Consider the following 26,320-nt stretch of genomic DNA (forward strand, 5'->3'; position numbering starts at 1 on the left):
GTTTCAATAATTATTGGGCAAAGGGATTTTTTGTTTCGTATGACTTGAGATAGAGGGCATCGGAAATCAGATATTGATAAATATCATCAACAATATCGATACCATTCATATCGGCATTTTTCTGTTTAATATCCTGATCCTGTCCAGGATAATAAACCTGTTTAAAACCGGGGGCGGGCTTCACGGAATTGAGTTCCTGCATGGTCTGACTAATATGTTTGCGGAATAATTCACAGGAAGAAAAGAACGCCGGATTAATGACCAGATGAAGTTGTCCTAAATTGCGTCCGGCGTGTAAATCTTCATACATCGAACTGACCTGGCGGCCAAACGGCAGCCCCAGCAGAATACCGGACAGAATATCGATCATCATCATCAGGCCGTAACCTTTCGGGCCTGCGGCGGGTAATAACGCATTGACGGCAAAAGGATCATGTGTCGGCGCGCCATTTTTATCGACGGCCCAACTCTCCGGAATGGACTCATTGCGGGACCGTGCATCGAGGACTTTTCCCCATGCCTGCACGGTGGTGGCCATATCAAAGGTAATGATGTCATCGCCTTCGCCCGGCGCGGCAAAGGCCAGCGGATTAGTGCCATAGTAAATATCCGCCCCGCCAAACGGCACGACCATAGGATCGGACTGACAGATAGACAGACCGATCAGGCCTTCGCGAGCAGCCTGGCGGACGAAATAAGAGATGGCGCCGCTATGGCCCATTCTGCTAATGCCGACAACCGCGACGCCATTTTTTTTGGCTATTTCAATAGCATGCTCCATTCCCATTTTGGCTGCGACCTGTCCGGCAGCATTATCGGCATGCAGTATCGCCGTACAGGGACCGGTATTCTCAATGCGGAACGTCGGCTCCCGGTTGGTGCCGCCTTTTGAAATTCGTTCGGCATAATATTCAACGCGTACGGCGCCATGTGAGTGAATACCTCTGGCATCTGCATAAACCAGTACGTCGGCGACGATGGCGGCGTGCTCACGTTTTAGTCCGGCTTTATAAAGCTTATTTTCGATAAGCTGATGGAGTGTTTCCCGACTGATTTTCATCTGTCTTCCTTTTTAACGACGGTGTGAAGCATGACTGCGATTAACATACCGGGAAAATAAAATGATTATGTGATCCAGACAGGCAAAAAAATATAATTAGAATTTATTTGATAATCAGGCGGGTTTTATCTTTTTGCTTAAATAAAAAGCTTTTTTAGAAAATCATAACTAATCCTTTAGCCGTTGTTTGAATTCTTTTGTTAATAAATTTGATGTGACGTTAATCACTCTATTTACCCTCCCGGATATATACCGTGAAGCGCACATTAACACTGCTCGTGCAATTGCAATGGGTGCAATTATTAAGGAGTTGTTATGATCCACGCCTTTATTAAAAAAGGGTGTTTTCAAGACTCTGTCAGCTTAATGATTATTTCTCGAAAGCTGAGTGAGTCCGAAAATGTTGATGATGTATCGGTAATGATGGGAACGCCTGCGAATAAGTCGCTGCTGGAAACTACCGGTTTCTGGCATGACGATTTTCATGGCGCTACGCCCAATGACATTTGCGTGGCGATTCGTACCGAAGCGGTAGATGACGGCATTACGCAGGTGATTGTGCAACAGCTCGAAGAAGCATTGCAGCAGTTGGCGCAGGGAAGCAGCGGCAGCCAGTCGTTAATCCAGGTCAGACGCTGGGAAAGCGCCTGTCAGAAACTGCCAGAGGCGAATCTGGCGCTGGTATCGGTGGCCGGCGAATATGCGGCGGAACTGGCGGAGCAGGCGCTGGATCGTTCGTTGAACGTGATGATCTTCTCCGATAATGTCACGCTGGACGATGAAATCAGACTAAAACGCCGGGCGCGTGATAAAGGACTGCTGGTCATGGGGCCGGATTGCGGCACCGCTATGATCGCCAATACGCCGCTGGCTTTCGCTAACGTCATGCCAGAGGGCAACATCGGGGTGATTGGCGCTTCCGGCACCGGTATTCAGGAGCTCTGTTCACAGATTGCGCTGGCGGGGGAAGGGATTACCCATGCTATCGGGCTTGGCGGACGCGATTTGAGCGCCGAGGTCGGTGGGATCAGCGCGCTAACGGCACTGGACATACTCAGCGCGGATGAAAAGAGCCAGGTGCTGGCCTTTGTCTCCAAACCGCCTGCCGATGCGGTTCGTCAGCATATTATCGCGGCGATGAAAGCCACCGGGAAACCCGTTGTAGCGCTGTTCTTAGGGTTTTCCTCCCCCGTTGCGCGTGAGGAAAACGTCTGGTTTGCCTCGACGCTGGATGAAGCCGCCCGACTGGCATGTTTATTGTCTCGCGTGACGTCGCAGCGTAAAGAAATGGTTTCAACAGGCGGCGTGATTCGTGGTCTCTATACCGGCGGAACGCTGGCGGCGGAAGCGGCGGGGCTGCTGGCTGGCTATCTGGGCGTCGCGGCGGATACGGAACATCACCATGGCATGATGCTTGACGCTGACGGCCACCAGATTATCGATCTGGGCGATGACTTTTATACCGTTGGGCGACCACATCCGATGATTGACCCGGCGTTACGTAATCAGCTTATCGCCGGGCTTGGCGCACAGCCGCAGGTACGCGTGTTATTAGTGGACGTCGTTATTGGTTTTGGCGCGACTGCCGATCCCGCCGCATCGCTGATTCAGGCCTGGCAGAAGGCATGTGCCGCACGCGCCAGCGACCAGCCGCTGTTCGCCATCGCAACCGTCACCGGAACGGAACGCGATCCTCAGTGCCGCTCGCAACAAATCGCCGCGCTCGAAGATGCCGGTATCACGGTAGTGGATTCTCTTCCCGAAGCCACTCTGTTGGCCGCGGAACTGATTCGACCAACCCTCTCTTCAACTCATCCATCAGCTCCCCGGTTACTGGAAGCGGTAGCGGTGATTAATGCCGGGTTACGTAGCTTCGCGCTGGATTTACAGGCTGCCGGTATGCCCGTGGTGCACTACCAGTGGGCGCCTGTCGCTGGCGGTAATAAAAAACTGGCTCGTCTGTTAGAACGTTTGCAATAAGGGGTTCCCATGTTTACATCAGTGGCGCAAGCCAACGCTGCAGTCATCGAACAAATTCGTCGCGCACGTCCGCACTGGCTGGATGTGAAGCCAGCTTCTTCATTAATTAGCGTGCTCAATCAGGGGAAAACGCTTCTTCATGCCGGGCCGCCGATGCGCTGGCAAGAGATGACCGGCCCGATGAAAGGCGCCTGTATCGGCGCATGCCTGTTTGAAGGATGGGCCAAAGATGAAATGAGCGCGCTCGCGCTGTTAGAGCAGGGAAAGGTCAACTTTATTCCCTGCCATCACGTTAACGCCGTGGGGCCGATGGGCGGTATTACCTCAGCCAGTATGCCGATGCTGGTCGTGGAAAATATCACCGACGGCAATCGTGCGTACTGCAATCTCAACGAAGGGATCGGCAAAGTGATGCGTTTCGGCGCCTATGGCGAGGATGTTCAGCAACGTTTGCGCTGGATGCGTGATGTGCTGATGCCGGTATTAAGCGCGGCGCTGGGACGTCTGGAGCGGGGCCTCGACCTGACCGCAATGATGGCGCAGGGCATTACGATGGGAGATGAATTCCACCAGCGCAATATCGCCTCTTCCGCATTGCTGATGCGCACGTTGGCGCCGCATATCGCCCGTCTGGAACACGATAAGCAGCAGATAGCGGAAGTGATGGATTTTCTGAGCGTCACCGATCAATTCTTCCTTAATCTGGCGATGGCCTACTGTAAAGCCGCCATGGACGCGGGCGCGCAGATTCGCGCCGGCAGTATTGTGACGGCGATGACCCGCAATGGCGATATGTTTGGCATTCGGGTTAGCGGTCTGGGCGACCGTTGGTTCACCGCGCCTGTTAATACGCCACAGGGGCTATTTTTTACCGGTTTTTCGCAGGATCAGGCCAACCCGGACATGGGCGACAGCGCCATTACTGAAACATTTGGTATTGGCGGCGCTGCGATGATTGCCGCGCCTGGCGTAACGCGTTTTGTCGGTGCCGGGGGAATGGAAGCGGCGAAATCTGTTTCTGAAGAGATGGCTGAAATTTATCTCGAACGCAACATGCAGCTACAAATCCCCGGCTGGGATTTTCAGGGGGCCTGTCTGGGACTGGATATCCGCCGCGTGGTCGAGACCGGAATTACGCCGCTGATTAACACGGGTATCGCGCATAAAGAGGCGGGGATTGGCCAGATTGGCGCGGGAACCGTCCGTGCGCCGCTGGCCTGTTTCGAGCAGGCGCTGGAAGCGCTGGCGGAAAGCATGGGCGTAAGTTAAGAGAGCGTCTCATGAAACGTATCCATCCTCTTATGGCAAGCCGACAATCGGCGGATTATCGGCAACCCTGGCAGATGTCAGGGGTATGGCGTCGCTCTATTAATTTTGTGGCGAAAAGCGGTGAGTTATTAACGCTTCACCGTCGGGGGAGCGGCTTCAGTCCGGGAGGGTGGATACTGCGCGGCGGCGATTTTGACGCATTGCGCGATGTGCTCACCGATGGCGAAAAACCGCAGTCAACCGCTGCCGGTATTCAGATTGGCGAGTTTCTTTTATGCGAGCCGGAGAGGCGCTGTTCGCTGCGGGTTCCACGCTATCTTGCGTCGCCGCGTCTTAACGCGACGTACATGCAGCGTAGTGAGGAGACGGGACTGTTTGGGCCGTTAACCGTCGCCGCAGCTCAGCCTCTATGTCCGGAACTTCGCCAGTTTTGTCACTGCTTTCAGTCGGCGCTTGCAGGTGCTGCGACTGACTGGCGGCTATGGCTGGGTAAAGGGCCGGGCTTAACGCCCAGTCATGACGACACGCTGACGGGAATGTTGCTGGCGGCCTGGTATTTTGGCGCCATAGATGAACGCGCCGGGCGTAATTTTTTTGCCCAATCCGGCAGCCTTGATCGGGCGACGACGCTCGTGAGCGTCAGCTATTTACGCTATGCGGCTATAGGTTATTTCGCGTCGCCTTTACTCCACTTTATTCATGCGCTGCGACGAGATGTTCGCACAGAAACGGCGATTGACGGACTGCTGGCGCTGGGGCACACCTCTGGCGCGGATACGCTGCTGGGGTTCTGGCTTGGACAACAAATAGTAAAAGGATAGGGAATGAAAACGTTGGTAGTTGCTCTTGGCGGCAACGCATTATTGCAGCGCGGAGAAGCGCTAACGGCAGAGAATCAATATCGCAATATTGCCGACGCGGTGCCTGCGCTGGCGCGACTTGCCCGCTCGTATCGGCTGGCGATAGTACATGGCAACGGCCCCCAGGTCGGCCTGTTGGCTTTACAGAACCTTGCCTGGAAAGCCGTTGAGCCTTATCCGCTGGATGTGCTGGTAGCAGAGAGTCAGGGAATGATCGGCTATATGCTGGCGCAGCGTCTGGCGCTTGAACCCGATATGCCGCCGGTGACTGCAGTATTAACGCGGATAAAGGTATCGGCGGACGATCCTGCTTTTCTTGAACCGGAAAAGTTTATTGGTCCCGTTTATTCGCCAGAAGAGCAAATGGCGCTGGAAGCGACTTATGGCTGGCATATGAAACGTGATGGAAAATATCTGCGCCGTGTCGTCGCTTCCCCGGCGCCGCGTCAGATTATCGAAAGCGCCGCTATTGAGTTATTGCTAAAAGAGGGCCATGTGGTGATTTGCAGCGGCGGTGGCGGGGTACCTGTTGCCGGCGAGGGCGAAGGGGTCGAGGCGGTGATAGATAAAGACCTGGCGGCGGCATTGCTGGCGGAGCAGATAGCGGCCGATGGTCTGATCATTTTGACGGATGCGGATGCGGTGTATGAACATTGGGGAACGCCACAACAGCGCGCTATTCGTCAGGCTTCGCCCGATGAGCTGGCGCCGTTTGCCAAAGCCGATGGCGCGATGGGACCGAAGGTGACCGCGGTAAGCGGATATGTGAAGCGGTGCGGAAAGCCGGCATGGATTGGCGCATTGTCGCGTATTGACGATACCCTGGCGGGCAGAGCGGGAACCTGCATCTGTCTGTGATCGCGACGGGCGGCGACAGAGAATGCGCCGCCCACGCTGTTTATTTAAGCTTACTTTGCGCCCAGATAATGCCGCTGGCGTATTCGCCCGGCAGGAGCGGAGAGAGCGCTTCCAGGGTGGCGCTAAGACGTGACGTATCGCTGTCGGTCAGATTCAGATGGCCGACTTTTCGCCCCGGACGTACCGCTTTATCATACCAGTGCAGATGTACCAGCGGCAGCTTCAGCCAGTCGTAATTCAGCTCGCTGCCGATCAGGTTGATCATCACCGACGGGGCGTTAATCACCGGCGCGGGCAACGGCAGGCCGGTAATCGCGCGCAAATGCAATTCAAACTGACTGATGCTGGCGCCATTTTGCGTCCAGTGTCCGCTGTTATGTACGCGCGGCGCCAGTTCATTGATTAACAGGCCTTCCGGCGTGATAAAACATTCCATCGCCATTACGCCGACATAGTTCAGCGCCTGCATAATTGCTGACAGCATCGATTCCGCCTGCTCCTGCTGTTCGGCGTTCGCCTGTGGGAACGCGACGCTGGTCCGCAAGATGCCGTCCTGATGCAAATTGTGCGTTAGCGGGTAAAACACGGTACTGCCGTCATGAGCGCGAGCGCCGACTAACGACACTTCGCCGGAAAAATGGATACCGCGCTCAACAATACATTCGCCATAGCAGTCATCCGGCAGTTGCCCGGTTTCGTCCGCGCGTAGACGCCACTGCCCGCGACCGTCGTAGCCGCCAACGCGACGCTTAATAATCGCCAGTTCTCCCAGACGGTCAAAGATGCCGGACCACTCGTCGGCGCTGGTCAGCAGCTGCCACGGCGCGGTCGCGAGTCCCAGTTTATCGAAAAGCTGTTTTTGTGTCAGACGGTCGGCGATGATCGGAAATACATCACGATTGACGAAGGCCGGGTGGCGCGCCAGCTCGCGGGTAAGCGCGGTTTCCGGCCAGCGCTCAATCTCTGCGGTAATGACGCTCTGCTGTACCGGAACGGCGGTAGGCTCTGCATCCAGACCAACCGGCCAGACGGCGATACCCAGCGGTTCGCCCGCCTGGCGCAGCATTCGGCCCAGTTGTCCGTTGCCGAGAACGCAAACTTGCTTCATAGCGTCCCCCGCGGATCGGGATTTTCCAGAACTTCATCGGTTTGCGCTTTGCGCCAGTCGGCGATGCGCTGATGCAGTTCCGCGTCGTGTTGCGCCAGAATCTGCGCGGCGAGCAGGGCGGCATTAGCCGCACCGGCTTTACCGATCGCCAGTGTACCCACCGGAATGCCGCGCGGCATCTGCACAATGGAGTAAAGGCTATCCACGCCGCTTAGCGCAGCGCTTTGTACCGGCACGCCGAGTACCGGGACCAGCGTTTTTGCCGCAATCATTCCCGGCAGGTGCGCCGCGCCGCCCGCGCCGGCAATAATCACTTGATATCCGTTCTCTTCCGCCGTTTCGGCGAAGCTGAACAGTTTATCGGGGGTGCGATGGGCGGAAACCACTTCTACATGGTGCGGGACATCCAGAATTTCAAAAATTTCGGCGGCGAATTGCATGGTAGCCCAGTCGCTTTTGGACCCCATCACGATGGCGACACGCGCCGGATTATTGCGGGAAGACATGCGTCTTAAAACTCCTGTGGTGCGGGACACGCTGCTTTTGAGGTGTCAGAGAATAGCATGATAATCGGGCAAGGAAAACGGTTGCGTGTGCGCCGTAACGGACGATTCGACGAACATTTACAGGGGGAAGGCGATTAACTCAACGTTGTCCGGCGTGACTTTTACCATTGAACCTTCATGATGCCATGCGCCTAACACCACGCGGAATGCGGGCTGGTCGTTGACGGAAAGTTCATGCACCGCCGGGCGATGGGTGTGACCGTGAATCAGCCACTGTACGCGGTGTTTTTCCATTTCGGCGACGACGGTCTGCGCATTGACGTCCATAATATCCAGCGATTTGCTGCTGTTGGCGGCTTTACTGCCAGCGCGCATTCTGGCGGCGATACGGCGGCGGATAAACAGCGGCAGGGTAAGGAACAGCCGTTGCACCCACGGATTATGGACTTTGGCGCGAAACGCCTGATATCCGGCATCATCGGTACAGAGCGTATCGCCGTGCATAATCAACACATTGCGGCCATACAGGTCGAGCACTTTTTCCTGCGGCAGTAGCGTCATGCCGCTTTCGCGGGCAAAGCGTTTGCCAATCAGGAAATCACGGTTACCGTGAATAAAGAAGCAGGGGACGCCGGAATCAACCAGCGATTTAATGGCAACGGCCATTTCACGATGTAGCGGGTTGGGGTCGTCGTCGCCAATCCAGGCCTCGAAGAGATCGCCAAGAATATACAGCGCGTCGGCCTGACGGGCTTCTACGGCTAAAAAACGCAGAAAACCGGCGACGATCGCCGGTTCTTCCGTTTGCAGATGCAAGTCTGCAATAAACAGTGTCGCCACGATTACTCGCTGACGGTCACGTTTTCAATGATGACGTCTTCTTTTGGTACGTCCTGGTGCATACCGCTACGGCCAGTGGCGACGCCTTTGATTTTATCTACCACGTCCATACCTTCTACGACTTCCGCAAAGACGCAGTAGCCCCAGCCCTGCAGACTTTCGCCGGAGAAGTTTAGGAAGTCGTTGTCTGCCACGTTGATGAAGAATTGCGCGGTAGCCGAATGTGGCGCCTGAGTACGCGCCATCGCCAGCGTACCACGGGTATTTTTCAGACCATTGTTGGCTTCGTTTTTGATCGCCTCTTTGGTGGCTTTCTGTTTCATGCCCGGCTCAAAGCCGCCGCCCTGAATCATAAAACCGTTAATCACACGGTGGAAAATGGTGTTGTTGTAAAAACCTTCGCGGCAGTAGTCCAGGAAGTTTTTAACTGTTTCAGGCGCTTTATCATCAAAGGTTTTGATTACGATATCGCCGTGATTAGTGTGGAAAGTAACCATTTTTGCATCCTGTTCCAAGAGAGTGGTGCTTTAGCCCGCAATGGGGCACATATAGGGGCTTGTTATAGCATAACCGTAAGCTGCGATCACCTTGCAAAGTGTGCTGCTTCGATTACGAATAATATGTATCATACGGAGATTATTACCCACACACGTCTATACGGAATCTTCGATGTTAAAAATTTTTAATACACTGACGCGCCAAAAAGAGGAATTCAAACCCATTCATGCCGGGGAAGTCGGCATGTACGTGTGTGGTATCACCGTTTACGATCTCTGCCACATTGGTCACGGACGCACGTTTGTCGCTTTTGACGTTGTCGCGCGCTATTTGCGTTTTCTCGGTTATAAGCTGAAGTATGTGCGTAACATTACCGATATCGACGATAAAATTATTAAACGCGCCAATGAAAACGGCGAAAGTTTTGTCGCGCTGGTCGACAGAATGATTGCGGAAATGCATCAGGACTTCGACGCGCTGAATATTCTGCGTCCGGACAGCGAGCCGCGTGCGACGCACCATATTCAGGAAATTATCGAGCTCACCCGCACCTTAATCGAGAAAGGGCACGCCTATGTGGCGGATAACGGCGATGTGATGTTCGATGTACCGACCGATCCGACTTATGGGCAGCTTTCCCGTCAGGATCTTGAGCAGCTTCAGGCGGGCGCGCGCGTGGATGTCGTTGACGTGAAGCGTAACCCGATGGACTTCGTGCTGTGGAAAATGTCGAAAGAGGGCGAGCCGAGCTGGCCGTCGCCGTGGGGAGAAGGGCGTCCGGGCTGGCACATTGAATGTTCGGCGATGAACTGCAAGCAGTTGGGCAACCATTTTGATATTCACGGCGGCGGTTCCGATCTGATGTTCCCGCACCATGAAAACGAGATTGCCCAGTCTACCTGCGCGCATGACGGCGAATACGTCAACTACTGGATGCACTCCGGTATGGTGATGGTGGATCGCGAGAAGATGTCCAAATCGCTGGGCAACTTCTTTACCGTGCGCGACGTGCTGAAATACTACGATGCGGAAACCGTGCGCTACTTCCTGATGTCCGGGCATTACCGTAGCCAACTGAACTACAGCGAAGAGAACCTCAAGCAGGCGCGCGCCTCGCTGGAGCGGTTATACACTGCATTGCGTGGAACGGATAAATCAGCGGCCCCGGCGGGCGGCGAGGCGTTTGAAGCGCGTTTCGTGGAGGCGATGAATGACGATTTCAACACGCCGGAAGCCTACTCCGTCCTGTTTGATATGGCGCGTGAAGTCAACCGTCTGAAGGGCGAGGATATGACCGCCGCGAATGCGATGGCGTCTCATCTGCGGAAGATTTCTGGCGTGCTGGGACTGCTGGAGCAGGAGCCGGATGTTTTCCTGCAAAGCGGCGCGCAGGCGGATGACGGTGAAGTTGCGGAAATTGAAGCCTTGATTCAACAGCGTCTGGATGCCCGTAAAGCGAAAGACTGGGCGGCGGCGGACGCGGCGCGCGATCGTCTCGCTGAAATGGGTATTATTCTGGAAGATGGCCCGCAGGGCACCACCTGGCGGCGTAAGTAAGCGCTTTTACAGGCCGCTCTATTTGCATAGAACGGCCTGTTTTTTATTTTTTCGCACCGGGCGAAAGATAAACACACACCGACTCCCCCAGATTCTGATGTTCACACCCGGGTATTGCCCGGCTGTAATGGGCAATAAAGCGGATGACGCTGTCGCCGCTGTTTAGCCCCACATTTCCTTTTCGCAGCAATTCTGCTGGCTGATCGTCGGTGAAAACGTTAGGGGTGAACAGTTTTGCGCCTAATCGTTCAAAAGTGCCAGCACTAACGATAGAGGGTTGATAACCCTGAAGCTGCAACCAGCGGCGGGCATCATTACGTGACCAAACCTGCGCATCGTTTGCTCGCGCAAATACTTCGAGAAGCCAGCCATTCGAATTCTGATAAGGGCCGGAAAAAGGCCACGCAATCAGGTTATAGCGGGGACTGTGGAAGAGATTGAGTTTGATAGCGCTATGTAAGAGCGTTTGTAATGCCGTCGCGATATCTGAACGCGGGCGCAAAACGGCAATGCTCTGATTCACCAGGTCATCAGCCAGAAACTCATACAGACCTTGTATATAGAGCGCTGATTCAGCGGTTCCGCAAGTATTCAGATTATGGTAAACCCGCCAGTCTCCGTTTGGCTGGCGCATGGCATAGCCAGCATGTGACCAGGTTAAATGTCGGCTCGACATATCTTGCCCCTGGCGAACCAGAATGACGACCGGATCGGGTTGACTGTTAAGCTGTTGTTTGAGCTGTAGCGCCTGATCCATTGTCGCTGCGATGCTCTCCGGCGTGTTTGCTTTTTGGTGACAGTTAGCACTGTCTGCATAAGCGTTGAGCGAGATTGCGCTGAGCCACAGGGCAAACGCGAACCGCTTCATTTTGTCGGTACCGTCTGGTTGCTGGAAAGTCCTGCGTCGTCCTGATTTACCATATGGGCAAGGACCTTGCCCTCTTTTTTCAAATAAGCGCCGGTGCCTTCCTGCGTTTTTTCCAGAGTGACTTTATCACCTGCTTTGAGGTTGCCTTCTTTGACGACATTTAGCGGAACTTGCATTTTAATGTCTTTGTTATCGGGGGACTTAGTGGTTAACAGCGCGGTTTTTTGCTTTTTATTTTCGACAACAGATCCAATGCTCAGGTTGAGCGGCAGCAGTACGGGGGAGAGTATAATTCCGCTAACCAGTGCGGAACTGCCCACGCTGACAACCGCAGACGATGCCGCATACCAGCCAGTGGCAGACATTTCTTCGCTATAGCTGGCGTGGGAAAATGAGAAACAGATGACCGCGGCGGCGAATGTCATTTTATTCATATTGATTCCTTTTAATATGCGTTTTAAGTACCCATAGAAATAACACTAAAATACTTCCCGGCAACCACACCCACAGCAATTCTGAGAGAATGACCTGATGTCCATACGGCGTGATGTAGCTTGAAAGCGCGAACGGCGCGACTTTAATCACCTGCCAGGGCGCAAAAAAACGTTCATCTGACCACGGCCACAGCCATCCGACGCCTTTACCACCCGTGGTGATCGAATCCAGCAGGCTGTGCGACAACAATGAAACGGTTAAAAACAGCCAGCAGCGCACCTGCCCCGCTCGAAACCATCGTCGTCCCGCGAGTACGCACAACAGGGGGAGGACGAATGCGAAAAGTAAAGAGTGGGTAAATCCGCGATGGCCAAATACGTTGCCGTAGGCGATGCCAAATTTAAAGGCCAGCACGTCGGCATCGGGGAGCATCGCCAGCACAACACCGGCAAACAGCAGGCGAGGAGGGATAACTTTCAGGCCTAAGCCTGCGCCAAGACACAGAGGAACGGCGGCGTGGGTGATAACGGTAGGCATAGCGATCGTTCACAGGGAAATAGCCATGCTAGCAGTTGGAACGCAGAGGATTAAGTGGATGATTATCTGAAAAGACAGCGTAATCAGGCCGGATAAGACGCTTTGCGTCGCTATCCGGCACTCTGTATCAGGCCACGACGTTCACACTTTGGCCTTCAAAGCTAACGGTTTGCCCGGCGACAATTTTGCAGCGCTTACGCGTTTCAACCGTGCCATCAACCTTCACCAACCCGTCGGCAATGGCGATTTTCGCCTGCGCGCCGCTTTCGCTCCAGCCTTCCAGCTTGAGCAGATCGCACAGCTCGACGTGCGGGTGCTTGCCTAAAGAGAATGTCGCCATGTTATTTTCCTTGTGGATCGTGATATTCAATGCACGCCTGCAGCGTGTTTTCGATAAGCGTGGCGACCGTCATCGGGCCGACGCCGCCCGGTACTGGCGTGATGTATGACGCGCGCGCCGCGGCTTCGTCAAACACGACGTCGCCAACGACCTTGCCATTTTCCAGACGGTTAATACCGACATCAATCACAATTGCGCCTTCTTTAATCCATTCGCCGGGAATAAAGCCCGGTTTACCTACGGCGACAATGAGCAAATCAGCATGCTCGACATGGTGACGCAGATCTTTGGTAAAGCGGTGCGTAACGGTAGTCGTACAGCCAGCCAGCAGCAGCTCCATGCTCATTGGGCGTCCAACGATATTGGACGCGCCAATGACCACCGCATTCAGGCCGTAGGTATCAATATTGTAACGCTCAAGCAGGGTCACAATACCGCGGGGCGTACAGGGACGTAGGCGCGGTGCACGCTGGCACAGACGACCGACGTTATAAGGATGAAAACCGTCTACGTCTTTATCTGGCGCGATACGCTCCAGCACTTTAACGTTGTCGATACCTGCCGGTAAAGGCAACTGCACCAGAATACCGTCGATCGTGTTATCTGCATTCAGAGTATCGATAAGCGCCAGCAGTTCGGCTTCGCTGGTGGTTTCTGGCAGGTCATAGGAGCGGGAGACGAACCCCACTTCGTCGCACGCTTTACGTTTGCTTGCGACATAAATCTGTGAGGCCGGATTGCTGCCGACCAACACCACAGCCAGGCCGGGAGCGCGAAGCCCTGCTGCGACGCGTGCCTGAACTTTTTGAGCAACCTCAGATCGCACCTGCTGCGCAATCGTTTTACCGTCAATAATCTTTGCTGCCATCAGAGAGAAGATTCCATCTGTTACTTCAAGTCAAAGGGGATGACGCTATTTTGTCAGAAGCGGGCCTCGCTGTCAGTTAACGTTTGTGTTTCCGATGCAAACGCGACGTCTCCCCCGTCCGTTGACGATACTGAGACGTGACCCGTAAGCGCGCCATGATTAACCAAAAAGAAACAATTCATCACCCTGGCTATGGTTACCGTAATCCCTCGTCGTTAATAGCATCGGGCGGCATAATGCGACATTTTATACAAAATAAGATTAGACCCTTCTTATATCCCAATAAGAATTAGCTTAGGTCATTAAAAGAGTTTGCGGCTATTTTTTATTTAGCGAAATGTTTAATTTATTACCGTGACGAAATGTCATATTCGCAAAGATTAATTACTGCGTCTGATACTCAGGGGAGAAACAGAAAACTAATTAATCTGCGATATCTATCTTTACAGGATGCAGAGATAACTTTTCTGACATGCTATGTCGATAATAATTCAAACGGAGCCGACAGGATGCCGAAACCGGGTGTGTGTAATTCAAGGGAAATCCATGAAACATAAATTAATGACCTCTACTATTGCGAGTCTGATGTTTGTCGCTGGCGCAGCGGTTGCGGCTGATCCTACTCCGGTGAGCGTGAGTGGCGGTACTATTCATTTCGAAGGTAAACTGGTTAATGCAGCCTGTGCCGTTAGCACTAAATCCGCCGATCAAACGGTGACGCTGGGTCAATACCGTACCGCCAGCTTTACGGCGATTGATGATACGACCGCGCAGGTGCCTTTCTCCATCGTCCTGAATGACTGCGATCCGAAAGTGGCGGCTACCGCTGCCGTGGCTTTCTCTGGTCAGGCAGATAACACCAACCCTAATTTGCTGGCTGTCTCCTCTGCGGACAATAGCACTACCGCAACCGGCGTCGGGATTGAGATTCTTGATAACACCTCCTCACCGTTGAAACCGGACGGCGCAACCTTCTCGGCGAAGCAGGCGCTGGTTGAAGGCACCAATACGCTGCGTTTTACCGCACGCTATAAGGCAACCGCCACCGCCACGACGCCAGGCCAGGCTAATGCCGACGCCACCTTTATCATGAAATACGAATAATCCCGTCTGGGAACGCCAGGGAAGGGAGGCGCCTCAACGGAAGAGGCTATCGGGGATAAAAGAGAACATAGCAGATGATAAGGAAAGGCGCGGCGCTAGTGGGGCTTGTTTTGATGTCGCCCGTTATTGCGCAGCCGGTAATGGTGGAGAGCGGGCGTATTCACCTGCGCGGACAACTGGTCAATGGCGGCTGCGCTGTCGCCACAGAAAGCCAGGATTTGCGCGTACTGATGGGACAGTACCGCACGAATGCGTTTACCGGTCCTGGCAGCTTCGCTCCCGTCAGCGTTCCATTTTCGTTACGGTTAATCTCCTGTAGCGCGGAGGTCTGGCGTCATGTCGGCATTGCGTTTGCCGGCGTTACGCCTGCGGAAGATCCCCATGTTTTTCTGGCCAGCGGCGAGGGTATCGGTAATGCCGGAATCGGCCTGGCATTATTTGATGACCAGCAGCGGCAAATCATACCTAACACGTTACCGCTTCATTACACGCCCATTTTAACGTCAGAAATGACTTTGCATTTTACCGCCCGCTATCGGGCAATTTCAGAAAATATGACGCCGGGACGAATTCATTCAGAAGTGTGGTTTACGCTGGTTTACCCATGAATTTTCTTGCCGACGTGACTCAATGCAAAAGGTATTTTTTACCATGCTGAATAGTATAAAATTAGGCTTTATTGTTCTTCTCACGTTATTTACTTCGCTGAACGTACAGGCGGCGGGGGGGATTGCATTGGGCGCCACGCGCGTTATTTATCCCTCGGCGGCGAAACAGACTTCTCTGGCAATCAGTAATAGCGATACTCAAGAACGTTACCTCGTCAATTCATGGATCGAAAATAGCGCCGGGCAGAAAGAAAAAACGTTTATCGTTACGCCGCCTTTATTCGTCAGCGAACCCAAAAGCGAAAACACGCTGCGTATTATCTACGCCGGGCAACCGCTACCCGGGGATCGGGAGTCGTTATTCTGGATGAACGTGAAAGCCATCCCGTCGGTCGATAAAAGTCATATTGAAGGAAAAAACGTTCTGCAACTGGCGATTCTGTCGCGCATCAAACTGTTCGTGCGTCCGGCGAATTTGCCGCAGACGCCGGAAGACGCGCCGACCTTGCTGAAATTTTCCCGTGTCGGCAACCATCTCAAGATAACCAACCCATCTGCTTATTACCTCACGCTGGTCAATATCAGCGTGGGCGCGAAAAAGATTGATAACGTGATGATCGCGCCAAAAAGCGACATGCAAATTCCCTTACCGACTGGCGCGCAGGGCAGCGTGACATTTCAGACCGTCAATGATTACGGCGCATTGACGTCGGCGACAACGGCCAGTCTCGGTTAAGCAGAGAGCGTGAAGCCACACGAGAACACGATGAAGAAGACAACCTGGTTTGCAGGGCGATTTCCCGGCTATGTATCACCGTTAAGCGGCGTGGCGCTGTCGGTGCTGGCGGCGCTGTGTCCGCTGACGAGCCGCGGCGAAAGTTATTTCAACCCTGCGTTTTTGTCGGCGGATACCGCGTCCGTGGCGGATTTATCTCGCTTTGAAAAAGGTAATCATCAGCCGCCCGGTATTTACCGGGTGGATATCTGGCGTAACGACGAATTCGTAGCGACGCAGGATATTCGTTTTGAGGCGGGCGCCGTGGGCACCGGCGATAAATCCGGCGGCCTGATGCCTTGTTTTACACCGGAGTGGATTAAACGGCTGGGCGTGAATACCGCGGCGTTCCCTGTCTCAGATAAAGGCGTCGATACCACGTGTATTCACCTTCCTGAGAAAATCCCGGGCGCGGAGGTCGCGTTCGATTTCGCGTCGATGCGCTTAAATATTAGCTTGCCGCAGGCGTCATTGCTCAACAGCGCGCGTGGCTATATCCCGCCGGAAGAGTGGGATGAAGGGATACCTGCCGCACTCATTAATTACAGTTTTACCGGTAGCCGCGGAACAGACAGCGATAGCTATTTTTTGAGTCTGCTGAGCGGGTTGAACTATGGCCCCTGGCGGCTGCGTAATAACGGAGCCTGGAACTATTCGAAAGGGGACGGCTATCATTCGCAACGCTGGAACAACATTGGCACTTGGGTACAGCGCGCCATCATTCCGCTAAAAAGCGAACTGGTCATGGGGGACAGCAATACCGGGAACGATGTTTTCGACAGCGTCGGCTTTCGCGGAGCGCGGCTGTACTCTTCTGACAATATGTATCCCGATAGCCTGCAGGGCTACGCCCCCACGGTCAGAGGGATCGCCCGGACGGCGGCAAAGCTGACGATACGACAGAACGGGTATGTTATCTACCAAAGCTATGTGTCGCCGGGCGCGTTTGCGATTACCGATCTTAATCCTACCTCTTCCAGCGGCGACCTTGAGGTGACGGTAGATGAAAAAGACGGTAGCCAACAACGTTACACGGTGCCTTACTCTACCGTTCCGCTATTGCAGCGTGAGGGCAGGGTGAAGTATGACCTGGTGGCCGGGGATTTTCGCAGCGGCAATAGTCAGCAGTCTTCGCCATTCTTTTTCCAGGGAACGGTGATTGCCGGCCTGCCTGCGGGGCTGACGGCTTACGGCGGTACGCAACTTGCCGATCGTTACCGTGCTGTGGTGGTCGGGGCGGGGCGAAATTTGGGCGACTGGGGAGCCGTGTCGGTCGATGTCACACATGCGCGTAGCCAACTGGCAGATGACAGCACCCATCAGGGGCAATCGTTGCGTTTTCTGTACGCCAAATCGCTGAATAATTACGGGACTAATTTTCAATTGCTGGGCTACCGCTATTCCACGCGCGGATTTTACACCCTGGATGATGTGGCATACCGCAGTATGGAAGGGTACGACTACGAATACGATAGCGACGGACGCCGCCATAAAGTGCCGGTGGCGCAGAGCTACCACAATCTCCGTTACAGCAAAAAAGGCCGCTTTCAGGTCAATATTTCGCAAAACCTGGGGGATTACGGGTCACTGTATCTTTCCGGCAGTCAACAAAATTACTGGAATACGGCGGATACCAATACCTGGTATCAACTGGGATACGCCAGTGGATGGCAAGGCATAAGTTATTCGCTGTCATGGTCGTGGAGCGAGTCGGTGGGGATCTCAGGCGCCGATCGCATTCTGGCATTCAATATGTCCGTTCCGTTTAGCGTTCTGACCGGACGGCGCTATGCGCGCGACACTATTCTTGATCGTACTTATGCCACGTTTAACGCCAACCGCAACCGCGACGGCGACAATAGCTGGCAGACCGGCGTGGGCGGCACGCTTCTGGAAGGACGTAATCTGAGCTACAGCGTGACGCAGGGTCGTAGCAGTACCAATGGTTATAGCGGCAGCGCCAGCGCTAGCTGGCAGGCGACGTATGGCACGCTGGGCGTGGGATATAACTACGATCGCGATCATCATGACTATAACTGGCAACTTTCCGGCGGCGTGGTCGGTCATGCGGATGGTATTACGTTTAGCCAACCGTTGGGCGATACCAATGTCTTGATTAAAGCGCCGGGAGCGAAAGGCGTGCGCATCGAAAACCAGACCGGCGTGAAAACGGACTGGCGGGGTTATGCGGTAATGCCCTACGCCACGGTATATCGCTATAACCGCGTCGCGTTAGATACCAACACGATGGACAACCATACCGATGTCGAAAATAACGTCAGCAGCGTAGTGCCGACAGAGGGCGCGCTGGTGCGGGCTGCTTTTGATACGCGGATAGGCGTAAGGGCAATCATTACCGCGAGGCTTGGCGGACGTCCGTTACCGTTTGGCGCGATAGTACGAGAAACCGCCAGCGGCATTACCAGTATGGTCGGCGATGACGGGCAAATTTATCTGAGCGGCTTGCCGCTAAAAGGTGAACTGTTCATCCAGTGGGGAGAGGGGAAAAACGCGCGTTGTATCGCCCCTTACGCCCTGGCGGAGGACAGCTTAAAGCAGGCGATCACGATAGCCAGCGCGACCTGTATCCGTCCGTCGTCATAAAAGGAAAAATAGAGATGAAAATATACTCAGCGCTATTGCTGGCGGGGACCGCGCTCTTTTTCACCCATCCCGCGCTGGCGACGGTTTGCCGCAATTCAAACGGGACGGTGACCGATATCTTTTACGACCTGTCAGATGTTTTCACCAGCGGCAATAATCAGCCGGGACAGGTGGTGACGCTGCCGGAAAAATCAGGTTGGGTCGGCGTAAACGCGACGTGCCCGGCGGGGACAACGGTAAATTATACCTACCGAAGCTATGTATCAGAATTACCGGTACAAAGCACCGAAGGAAATTTTAAATACCTCAAGCTGAATGACTACCTTCTGGGCGCGATGAGCATCACCGATAGTGTCGCTGGCGTATTTTATCCGCCCCGTAACTATATTCTCATGGGCGTCGACTCTAACGTGTCGCAGCAAAAGCCGTTTGGCGTGCAGGACTCAAAGCTGGTTTTTAAATTAAAAGTGATACGGCCTTTTATTAATATGGTGACGATCCCTCGCCAGACAATGTTTACTGTCTATGTGACGACCTCTACCGGCGACGCGTTGAGCACGCCGGTGTATACCATTAGCTACAGCGGCAAAGTGGAAGTACCGCAAAACTGTGAAGTGAATGCCGGACAGGTCGTGGAGTTTGATTTCGGCGATATCGGCGCGTCGTTATTTAGTCAGGCGGGGGCGGGTAATCGTCCGCAAGGCGTCACGCCGCAAACGAAAACTATCGCTATTAAATGTACCAACGTCGCGGCGCAGGCCTATTTATCGATGCGGCTTGAAGCCGAAAAGGCCTCAGGGCAGGCGATGGTGTCCGATAATCCGGATTTAGGCTTTGTAGTTGCTAATAGCAACGGTACGCCGCTCACACCCAATAATTTGTCGAGTAAAATTCCGTTTCATCTTGATGATAACGCCGCCGCTCGCGTAGGTATTCGCGCCTGGCCGATCAGCGTGACGGGGAATAAACCGGTGGAAGGGCCGTTTACTGCGCGCGGCTATCTACGAGTCGATTATGATTAAGGAGGTATAATGATCCTTCGGCGCGTTTTCATCACTATTGGTTGTGTTTTGTTCAGCCCGCTGAGTCAGGCCAACTCATCTCTGGGCGAAGTGAATATTGAACTGCGCGGTAACGTGGTGGATTTTACCTGCGCCGTGGTGGCGGGCGACAGTAACAAATCGGTTAACCTCGGCACCTGGCCGACAAAACAGCTTCACGCCGCCGGTGACGCCACGCAACCGGTAGCCTTTAGCCTAAAACTTGAAGGCTGCCCGCCGGGGTCGGCGTCTATAACGTTTTCCGGGACGCCAGCGCCCGGCACGGCATTACTGGCGCTTGCTGATACGGCAATGGCGCAAAAACTGGCGATTGAAATTCGCGATGGCGATCAACGTCGCTTGCCGCTTGAACAGGCCAGCAAGGCCGTCGATATTGACAACAACGGCAATGCTACCCTGAAATTCTATGCGAACTATATCGCCTTAGCCGATGGCGTGCAGCCCGGACTTGCTAACGCGGATGCGACCTTCCTGATCAATTACAATTAGTGTCCGTTATTGTGGCTCCCGAACGATAATTCGTCGGGAGTACATTTACAATAATTCGTGTGATTTGGCGTAATCGATAAGCTCAACGATAGAGTGAAGGCCAAGTTTAGAAAATATATTGGCCTTATGCGCGCTGATAGTCTTGTTACTCAATAAAAGTTGCTCGGCAATTTCTTTGTTAGACATTCCATTGGCCAGATAGCGCAGCACGGTAACTTCGCGGTTAGATAGTGGCATATCATGGTGCCCGCCTTTGGGGGGACGGGTATTACTGATGAAATTAAGCGTCTCAGATGGGAAAAAAGAATAGCCGGATAAAATCATTTTTACCGCATTATAAATATCATTGAGGTCTTTGCGTTTACTTACAAATCCGTTTGCGCCCGCTCTTATTGCTCTTCCGGCATAAAAAGCCTCTGATTTCGACGATAAAAAAAGTATCCGGGTATGTTCCTGGATAGATTTGATTCGTTTAAGTAAGGTAAAGCCGTCGGTGCCCGGTAATTCAATATCCAGAATGACAAGGTCAACAGGATAAGTGCGCAGATACTCTATCGCTGTTCGGCTATCATCCGTTTTCAGGACAACCTGAATATTGCTATTTTTACCGAGTAAAACTTCGATCGACATTCTTACAATAGGGTGTTCGTCCATAATGATAACAGATGCAGGTTTCATTGTTGTATGCCTCAGACTGTTATGCGTCCTTCGTTTTAGAATAAGCGTCAGACACCTTAAAGATTGTGAAATAGCCAGATCTACACACCACACAGTGGAGCAATAATAAAGAATGAGACCTCCCTGTTGACTGGCTATTTTTCGTAAGAGTAATAAATATGTGGAATATCCATTTCGCACCAACAAAAAAGAAATTTCTGATTAAGTAAAAACAATATGGATTATACCTGGTCTGATTTCTCGGAAAAGTCTTGCGAAATGCGAATTATGGATAGCGGGTAGGATATTCTGTGACGTTATAGAAAATTTGTTCGTGGTGGAGCTATTTTCTTTAGAGTTGACATTGAGCAGTTTAAACTGTTGTTTTTAAGTATAAAAATAATATGAAAGACTAATTGTTTAGTATTTGTTATGTAATAACAGAAAGATGTTGACGCTGGAGACCTCGAAAAACGAGGAGGAACAGGGGACGATGTAAGAAAAAATTTTTTATCGCTTACCAGGACGAGTTGTAAATATTAATTTTATGTGAAATATTTACATTTAATGGAAGTGAAAATAAGTAATTTCTTAAAAAATCTTATTCACCAAAACGTTACTCCGTTAAAAAATATCGTGGAAAGTAACGTTTAGCTGCTGGAGCAGCCGAAGAAAGCTTTGCCTGTGGGGAAGGTTAAGGAGGGTGATAAGTTGTTTAAGCCGGTAAACTACACGATGATAAGGTACGCTTTGCTGACGTGCTATTTCTTTTAAAGAGGCACCTTGCGCTAAAGTTTCAATCATCAACCAGTCAGTACGGCTAAAGCTTTCCGATAAGCGAGGTTCGGCGGCTGATAACAAGGCTTCGCGTACAGAGGCCAGATTTTGTCGTCGCGACAGGACAAAAAAACGCCCAGCCATACGGATAAACTGTGTTATAGCGGGGGTTTTATCTGATACCAGCAGGTAAATCTGGATATCGCTTTGTTGCCAACTGAGCGCGCGTAGCTGGTTAAGCGCCTCAATACAGGAGACAGGTAGCGCCTCCATATCTACAATCAGTTGTCTGAGCGACCCCTTTTCAATCCACAAAGAAATGTCATCTAATGAGCGGAATGCAGCGGTACGTTTTCCGGAAAATAAGTAGTGACTCAATGAATAGCCGAGGTAGTTATCAGTTGTAATTATTGCCTGGGAAATGATACCAACCGGCAAGGCATAATTAAGCTGTTGGTCCAGTAACTCAAGGCGATCAAATATCTGCGGCGTTGGAGAGTGATAACGGCAGGCGCAGTCTTTGGCATTTCTTAAACGGCGGTGTCTTTCCCTGCGTGGTACGCTGCGCATCCTGCTTTTTCCATTGCTCTAATATATATCTGGTAATATGGCTGGCCATAAATAACCTTGTCCCATCGTTGCACCAGCGTAAAAAGCAATGCTTCGTTGCTCTGATGTTTCAATGCCTTCCATCAGCATTAACTGCTGAAAAAAAACTTCGCTATCATGTTCTGACGGAAGTTGCGTCAGGACCTCATAGCCGATTAATTGCGCAGTTGAGAGATGAACGATTGGCTCAGATTTTAACAATCCGCTGTTGAGATATAAATGACGTGTTGGCGAAGACGCCAGGTGTGGGGGATTTATCCTTTCCTTTAATAAAGTACCCTGTGCCACCAAACACTCCTCCAGGCATTTATGATGCAGCCATATATTTTCGACCCCTGAATCTATCAGGATATTATGGGCATCATTGTGGCAGCGTTAAAAAAATGCCTGTAGGTATCGTTACTTAATTATTGGTGAGATATTTCGTAAGCCTTGTAAAAAGTTAAGTGAGTTTACTTACTGAGTAAGAAATGAAGGTTAACTCTAATATACTTTAAAAACTGCTGCTCCGTTTTAACATGTAATTTTCGCATAATGCTCCGGCGGAGTGACTTTGTCTGCTCTTCAGAAAGTGAAAGTAAAGCAGCCGTTTCGCTTAAATGATAACCGCTGGCGATCAGTTTTAACAGGTGACGTTCTGTTACTGAAAAATGACGAGTCGTGCAGTAGTGGCAAATGCCAGAAGGGACGCTATGTCGAAGCGCTCGTTTATGTAAGATCAATATCATTTTCCGGGTAATTTCTTTAACATCATCTTCCCGATAAATATGCGGCAGCATATACAGACATGGTCTGAACATGAGCTTTTCTTTATCGCATTTATTACAAATAATCACCCGTAGCTGATGTTGGGTATGCATAGGTATCTGGTAACAGCCTGCGCTGAACCAATCATCATCCAGGGCCAGGAAAGCGATATCGGCATTATCTATCTTTTCTGGCGGCAGAAAGTCAATTTTCTGTTGCCATTGATTCGCCAGACGCGTCATGATGATTTTCAAACCATGCTCAAAGTGACTGTTTTGTTCCTTAATAGCGATACTCAGCATAAAAAATATCCTACACGGCAGGTGAATCATGGTGAAATATTAAAGAAACTGATTGATTATCTAAATACTGGCGGCCTTAATTCCCACTTTATGCGTGCTGAGATGTGTCCAGGCGATTTCCTGGAACCTGGCATTGCGCCAGAAAAGACGATATTCGTACACTTAGTCAGCAACCAGAACAAAAGCCATTGACTCAGGAGTGCCTGACCGTATAATTCTCGCGTTTCGTCTACATGAAGTCTTCACTTCACAAGGCGCCCTTAGCTCAGTTGGATAGAGCAACGGCCTTCTAAGCCGTGGGTCGCAGGTTCGAATCCTGCAGGGCGCGCCACTTATAAATCAACGCGTTACGCTTCTTTATTTCCTCCTTATTTTCCATATGGGACATATTTGGGACATCATCACCAAAAATGTCGTCTATTTCCCTCGCGTGTTCCGTTAAATGATTAGGCACAAGGTGAGCATATCTGTGAACCATTTCAATAGATTTCCATCCCCCATTTCCTAAAGCACTGACAGTGGAACTCCTGATTGAATTAACCAGCTTGCCCATGTGTGCCTAAGGCCGTGAAAGCGAAAGTCTTCTATTTTTATTTTCGCCCAGCCACATACCCGGCTGCGCTTTCTGGCCTTCGGTGTTGATACCCGGCGCGAGGAAGACGGCTTTGTTTATGATGCTGTGACTTTGGATATCAATGTGAGCGACACATCGGCGTCGTACATTTCTTTGAAGGTGGCGGAGATTTCGCGCGTGACCATGCCTTTGACATACAGCGATAAAATCTGGCTGTCCATCTGTGTGAGCCGCGTCTGGTTCTTCTTAATCAACTGAGGTTTGAAGGTGTTTTCACGGTCACGCGGCGTGTTCAGTTCAATCTCGCCATCACCGCAATTTACCTGTCCTCGTTATCGGAATGAATATATCAAAAACAGGCAGATACACAATTTAAATTACAGTCTCTCAACAAAACGTAGATGCACCTTGTTTTATTTTTCCTTCTCTTCTACAGGGCCAATGAAACGCGTCTCCAATCGACAGACATTATTGAAAACCCCGTCAAAGTTGCCCCCTTTAGTTCCTGTTGCCAGCGCCATGAAGAAAATCCCGTTATATCCACCAAACGTGCGCACATTATCAGCATTGCAATTCTGTGTGAAACTGGAGTAAATGGCTGTAGTTTCGGTTAACTGATAGATATCTAGGTTCTCGATAACCCCACCGATGATTCTCACATCCGGCCACGTGATAGTCTCAATAGACAAAAATGATCAGGCAGTGATATCCGTGCCTGTCTGTCGTAATATCGCATGACCGCCAATTTCGGAGATGCAACGGTGCACTAGAGAGATTTTTGATGAGTAAGATTCCGCTACTGGCAAAATACATTTTTTTACGCTTTCTGTAGCCTCAATATACTGCTTATTATCAAATGTACTCCCGGCATTCGGCATGACGCCAAATTTAGTCGCATCTCATGGGCCGATGATACATTTCTACGCATAGGTAGAGGCTACTACAATAGTGTCTCTCTCATCTGTTAATTCGGTTTTATCTACACCCTGAAAAACGCTAGCGACATTCCTCTGATGATCTGCATGCCAGCAGCGCATAATCCCCAGTAGAGAGTGGGATAAAAAAGAAACCAAAACAAGTATAACCAATTGATTTTAAAGTTATTGATATGCTGGATTAGAGCCTGAGTCCACGGCTTAGAAGTTTCTGTAACCGCCGTTTAAGCCAACAAGTTATCCTGTCATCAATGCGAACACACGACCTACCTTCGAGAAACATGCAAAGCTTTGTATGTCCCAAATCACCAGGTAATCATCAAACTCACTGTAATTCAAAGTATTTTCCAATATCAATCTATCTATTTTAACAATCAATTTAAGTAATTACTATATGTAAAAACTATTAAACAAATGATTATTGATCGTCTTTATCGATCAAAGCAATTTGTAGTGCTACACTCCAGACCTTTCCGAATCCGCTGATTTTCATAATGTTGAAGTTATTCGCTAAGTACACATCGATCGGTGTTCTTAACACGCTTATTCATTGGGGCGTATTTGCTTTTTGTGTGTATGGGATGCATACGCATCAGGCGTTGGCGAACTTTTCCGGTTTTGTTATCGCCGTATCGTTCAGCTTCTATGCCAATGCGCGCTTCACCTTTAACGCCAGCACCACCACGCTTCGCTACATGATGTACGTGGGGTTTATGGGAACACTGAGCGCCGTTGTTGGCTGGATGGCTGACAAATGCTCCCTGCCACCACTCCTTACGCTTGTCACCTTTTCAGCTATCAGCCTGATATGCGGATTCATTTATTCAAAGTTCATTGTCTTTAGGGATGCGAAATGAAAATCTCGTTAGTCGTTCCGGTCTTCAATGAAGAAGCCACGATACCTATTTTCTATAAAACGGTTCGCGAGTTTGAAGAGCTAAAACCGTATGAAGTTGAGATTGTTTTCATCAACGACGGAAGCAAAGATGCGACTGAATCAATAATTAACAAAATAGCTGCATCTGATCCACTCGTTATTCCGCTTTCGTTTACGCGAAACTTCGGTAAAGAACCTGCTCTTTTCGCGGGTCTCGACCATGCAACCGGGGATGCGGTCATTCCTATTGATGTCGATTTACAGGATCCGATAGATGTTATCCCCCATCTCATTGAGAAGTGGCAGGCTGGCGCAGATATGGTGCTGGCTAAGCGCTCAGACCGCTCAACTGACGGGCGCATGAAGCGTAAGACAGCTGAATGGTTTTATAAGCTGCACAATAAAATCAGCAATCCGAAAATTGAAGAGAACGTCGGTGATTTCCGGTTAATGAGTCGTGAGGTTGTCGAAAATATCAAACAAATGCCTGAACGCAACTTGTTCATGAAGGGGGTGCTCAGTTGGGTTGGCGGAAAAACGGATGTTGTTAAATATGCCCGTGCCGAACGCGTGGCCGGTGATTCGAAATTCAACGGCTGGAAATTATGGAATCTGGC

General features: G+C 51.4%; 28 protein-coding genes, 1 tRNA gene and 2 pseudogenes. 14 read left to right on the forward strand and 17 right to left on the reverse strand.

The genetic code is table 11. The annotated features are described in order from the left end of the window. Nucleotides 1–10: 10 nt before the first annotated feature. Nucleotides 11–1,060 (reverse strand): ureidoglycolate dehydrogenase, encoded by a 1,050-nt coding sequence (allD, locus tag ABVN36_RS16620; RefSeq protein ID WP_000703936.1) that lies wholly within the window; start codon nt 1,058–1,060, stop codon nt 11–13. A 315-nt stretch (nt 1,061–1,375) separates the two neighbouring features. Here allD and ABVN36_RS16625 point away from each other — a divergent pair, with 315 nt between their 5' ends. Genes ABVN36_RS16625 through ABVN36_RS16640 form a run of 4 tightly spaced genes read left to right on the forward strand, consistent with a single transcriptional unit; the run spans nt 1,376 to nt 6,027 of the window. Beyond that, nucleotides 1,376–3,040 carry an acyl-CoA synthetase FdrA gene (locus ABVN36_RS16625; protein ID WP_017441721.1) on the forward strand — a complete coding sequence of 555 codons (1,665 nt, stop codon included), beginning with the start codon at nt 1,376–1,378 and terminating at the stop codon, nt 3,038–3,040. A 9-nt stretch (nt 3,041–3,049) separates the two neighbouring features. Further along, a complete protein-coding gene (locus ABVN36_RS16630; protein WP_000495330.1) occupies nt 3,050–4,309 on the forward strand; it encodes a DUF1116 domain-containing protein in 1,260 nt (419 codons plus the stop codon). 11 nt (nt 4,310–4,320) lie between these two features. Then, on the forward strand, nt 4,321–5,130 hold the full coding sequence (locus ABVN36_RS16635) for a DUF2877 domain-containing protein (protein ID WP_023138423.1): 810 nt from the start codon (nt 4,321–4,323) through the stop codon (nt 5,128–5,130). A gap of 3 nt (nt 5,131–5,133) precedes the next feature. Then, nucleotides 5,134–6,027 carry a carbamate kinase gene (locus ABVN36_RS16640; RefSeq protein WP_000855337.1) on the forward strand — a complete coding sequence of 298 codons (894 nt, stop codon included), beginning with the start codon at nt 5,134–5,136 and terminating at the stop codon, nt 6,025–6,027. 40 nt (nt 6,028–6,067) lie between these two features. Here ABVN36_RS16640 and purK read toward each other — a convergent pair whose 3' ends face one another. From purK to ppiB, 4 genes are all read right to left on the reverse strand, one after another. Beyond that, nucleotides 6,068–7,135: a 5-(carboxyamino)imidazole ribonucleotide synthase gene (purK, locus tag ABVN36_RS16645; RefSeq protein ID WP_000815601.1), complete on the reverse strand. Its 1,068-nt coding sequence runs from the start codon at nt 7,133–7,135 to the stop codon at nt 6,068–6,070. Beyond that, entirely contained in the window at nt 7,132–7,641 is a 510-nt protein-coding gene (gene purE / locus ABVN36_RS16650; protein WP_000098736.1) for a 5-(carboxyamino)imidazole ribonucleotide mutase, read from the reverse strand. Before purE ends, purK begins: the two co-directional genes overlap by 4 nt. A 117-nt stretch (nt 7,642–7,758) precedes the next feature. Beyond that, nucleotides 7,759–8,481 carry a UDP-2,3-diacylglucosamine diphosphatase gene (gene lpxH / locus ABVN36_RS16655; RefSeq protein ID WP_023138424.1) on the reverse strand — a complete coding sequence of 241 codons (723 nt, stop codon included), beginning with the start codon at nt 8,479–8,481 and terminating at the stop codon, nt 7,759–7,761. A 2-nt stretch (nt 8,482–8,483) separates the two neighbouring features. Beyond that, on the reverse strand, nt 8,484–8,978 hold the full coding sequence (gene ppiB, locus ABVN36_RS16660; RefSeq protein WP_000255991.1) for a peptidylprolyl isomerase B: 495 nt from the start codon (nt 8,976–8,978) through the stop codon (nt 8,484–8,486). Between the two features lie 172 nt (nt 8,979–9,150). On the opposite strand from ppiB, the gene cysS reads away from it, so the two are divergent. Further along, nucleotides 9,151–10,536 carry a cysteine--tRNA ligase gene (cysS, locus tag ABVN36_RS16665; protein WP_000912376.1) on the forward strand — a complete coding sequence of 462 codons (1,386 nt, stop codon included), beginning with the start codon at nt 9,151–9,153 and terminating at the stop codon, nt 10,534–10,536. Nucleotides 10,537–10,579: 43 nt separating this feature from the next. On the opposite strand, the gene ABVN36_RS16670 is transcribed toward cysS, so the two are convergent. The 5 genes from ABVN36_RS16670 to folD form a co-directional block, all read right to left on the reverse strand. Further along, entirely contained in the window at nt 10,580–11,404 is an 825-nt protein-coding gene (locus ABVN36_RS16670) for a DUF2145 domain-containing protein (RefSeq protein WP_000819114.1), read from the reverse strand. Beyond that, a complete protein-coding gene (locus ABVN36_RS16675; protein WP_023138425.1) occupies nt 11,401–11,838 on the reverse strand; it encodes an STM0539 family protein in 438 nt (145 codons plus the stop codon). The genes ABVN36_RS16670 and ABVN36_RS16675 overlap by 4 nt, the downstream gene beginning before the upstream one ends. After that, complete coding sequence (locus tag ABVN36_RS16680; RefSeq protein WP_001143568.1) at nt 11,831–12,376, reverse strand: metal-dependent hydrolase; 546 nt, start codon at nt 12,374–12,376, stop codon at nt 11,831–11,833. Before ABVN36_RS16680 ends, ABVN36_RS16675 begins: the two co-directional genes overlap by 8 nt. 127 nt (nt 12,377–12,503) lie before the next feature. After that, a complete protein-coding gene (gene ybcJ, locus ABVN36_RS16685) occupies nt 12,504–12,716 on the reverse strand; it encodes a ribosome-associated protein YbcJ (protein WP_000190280.1) in 213 nt (70 codons plus the stop codon). A gap of 1 nt (nt 12,717) precedes the next feature. After that, nucleotides 12,718–13,584, reverse strand: coding sequence for a bifunctional methylenetetrahydrofolate dehydrogenase/methenyltetrahydrofolate cyclohydrolase FolD (gene folD, locus ABVN36_RS16690; RefSeq protein ID WP_000729165.1), 867 nt, complete (start codon nt 13,582–13,584; stop codon nt 12,718–12,720). Between the two features lie 546 nt (nt 13,585–14,130). On the opposite strand from folD, the gene fimA reads away from it, so the two are divergent. The 6 genes from fimA (at nt 14,131) to sfmF (ending at nt 20,225) form a co-directional block, all read left to right on the forward strand. Then, a complete protein-coding gene (gene fimA / locus ABVN36_RS16695) occupies nt 14,131–14,688 on the forward strand; it encodes a type 1 fimbrial protein subunit FimA (protein WP_000681026.1) in 558 nt (185 codons plus the stop codon). A 74-nt stretch (nt 14,689–14,762) separates the two neighbouring features. Beyond that, complete coding sequence (gene fimI, locus ABVN36_RS16700) at nt 14,763–15,296, forward strand: type 1 fimbrial protein subunit FimI (RefSeq protein WP_000619614.1); 534 nt, start codon at nt 14,763–14,765, stop codon at nt 15,294–15,296. Between the two features lie 43 nt (nt 15,297–15,339). Continuing rightward, nucleotides 15,340–16,032 carry a type 1 fimbria chaperone FimC gene (fimC, locus tag ABVN36_RS16705; protein ID WP_001519112.1) on the forward strand — a complete coding sequence of 231 codons (693 nt, stop codon included), beginning with the start codon at nt 15,340–15,342 and terminating at the stop codon, nt 16,030–16,032. Between the two features lie 30 nt (nt 16,033–16,062). Then, the gene (locus ABVN36_RS16710) at nt 16,063–18,675 is read left to right on the forward strand and encodes a fimbrial biogenesis usher protein (RefSeq protein WP_023138426.1); all 2,613 of its coding nucleotides are present in this window, start codon (nt 16,063–16,065) and stop codon (nt 18,673–18,675) included. A 14-nt stretch (nt 18,676–18,689) separates the two neighbouring features. Beyond that, nucleotides 18,690–19,697, forward strand: coding sequence for a type 1 fimbria D-mannose specific adhesin FimH (gene fimH, locus ABVN36_RS16715; protein ID WP_023138427.1), 1,008 nt, complete (start codon nt 18,690–18,692; stop codon nt 19,695–19,697). 9 nt (nt 19,698–19,706) lie between these two features. Then, on the forward strand, nt 19,707–20,225 hold the full coding sequence (sfmF, locus tag ABVN36_RS16720) for a fimbria assembly protein (RefSeq protein ID WP_000603410.1): 519 nt from the start codon (nt 19,707–19,709) through the stop codon (nt 20,223–20,225). Nucleotides 20,226–20,270: 45 nt separating this feature from the next. Here the strand turns inward: sfmF and fimZ are convergent, their stop codons facing one another. The 4 genes from fimZ to fimW form a co-directional block, all read right to left on the reverse strand. Beyond that, nucleotides 20,271–20,903, reverse strand: a complete 633-nt coding sequence (gene fimZ, locus ABVN36_RS16725; RefSeq protein WP_000801272.1) for a fimbria biosynthesis transcriptional regulator FimZ — start codon at nt 20,901–20,903, stop codon at nt 20,271–20,273. Between the two features lie 603 nt (nt 20,904–21,506). Then, nucleotides 21,507–22,229 (reverse strand): fimbria biosynthesis regulator FimY, encoded by a 723-nt coding sequence (gene fimY, locus ABVN36_RS16730; RefSeq protein WP_023138428.1) that lies wholly within the window; start codon nt 22,227–22,229, stop codon nt 21,507–21,509. Nucleotides 22,230–22,247: 18 nt separating this feature from the next. Then, nucleotides 22,248–22,559, reverse strand: coding sequence for a hypothetical protein (locus ABVN36_RS16735; protein WP_000226491.1), 312 nt, complete (start codon nt 22,557–22,559; stop codon nt 22,248–22,250). A 161-nt stretch (nt 22,560–22,720) separates the two neighbouring features. Next, the gene (gene fimW, locus ABVN36_RS16740; protein ID WP_023138429.1) at nt 22,721–23,317 is read right to left on the reverse strand and encodes a fimbria biosynthesis transcriptional regulator FimW; all 597 of its coding nucleotides are present in this window, start codon (nt 23,315–23,317) and stop codon (nt 22,721–22,723) included. Nucleotides 23,318–23,571: 254 nt separating this feature from the next. Between fimW and ABVN36_RS16745 the strand changes: the two genes are divergently transcribed. Next, nucleotides 23,572–23,648, forward strand: a tRNA-Arg gene (locus ABVN36_RS16745). Nucleotides 23,649–23,672: 24 nt separating this feature from the next. On the opposite strand, the pseudogene ABVN36_RS16750 reads toward ABVN36_RS16745, so the two are convergent. The 3 genes and pseudogenes from ABVN36_RS16750 to ABVN36_RS16760 all read right to left on the reverse strand — a co-directional run. Then, nucleotides 23,673–23,905 (reverse strand): annotated as a pseudogene (locus ABVN36_RS16750) (tyrosine-type recombinase/integrase); the annotation flags it as partial. Beyond that, nucleotides 23,886–24,214: pseudogene (locus ABVN36_RS16755) on the reverse strand (transposase); the annotation flags it as partial. The pseudogenes ABVN36_RS16750 and ABVN36_RS16755, both read right to left, overlap by 20 nt. A 90-nt stretch (nt 24,215–24,304) precedes the next feature. After that, nucleotides 24,305–24,580 carry a hypothetical protein gene (locus tag ABVN36_RS16760; RefSeq protein ID WP_033903602.1) on the reverse strand — a complete coding sequence of 92 codons (276 nt, stop codon included), beginning with the start codon at nt 24,578–24,580 and terminating at the stop codon, nt 24,305–24,307. A gap of 740 nt (nt 24,581–25,320) precedes the next feature. On the opposite strand from ABVN36_RS16760, the gene ABVN36_RS16765 reads away from it, so the two are divergent. Both ABVN36_RS16765 and ABVN36_RS16770 read left to right on the forward strand, forming a co-directional pair. After that, the gene (locus ABVN36_RS16765) at nt 25,321–25,683 is read left to right on the forward strand and encodes a GtrA family protein (protein ID WP_000915523.1); all 363 of its coding nucleotides are present in this window, start codon (nt 25,321–25,323) and stop codon (nt 25,681–25,683) included. Next, the coding region (locus tag ABVN36_RS16770; RefSeq protein ID WP_198908625.1) for a glycosyltransferase at nt 25,680–26,320 on the forward strand (641 nt) is incomplete at its 3' end. The genes ABVN36_RS16765 and ABVN36_RS16770, both read left to right, overlap by 4 nt.

The sequence above is a fragment of the Salmonella sp. SJTUF15581 genome (assembly GCF_043356775.1).
GTDB classification, from domain to species: domain Bacteria; phylum Pseudomonadota; class Gammaproteobacteria; order Enterobacterales; family Enterobacteriaceae; genus Salmonella; species Salmonella enterica.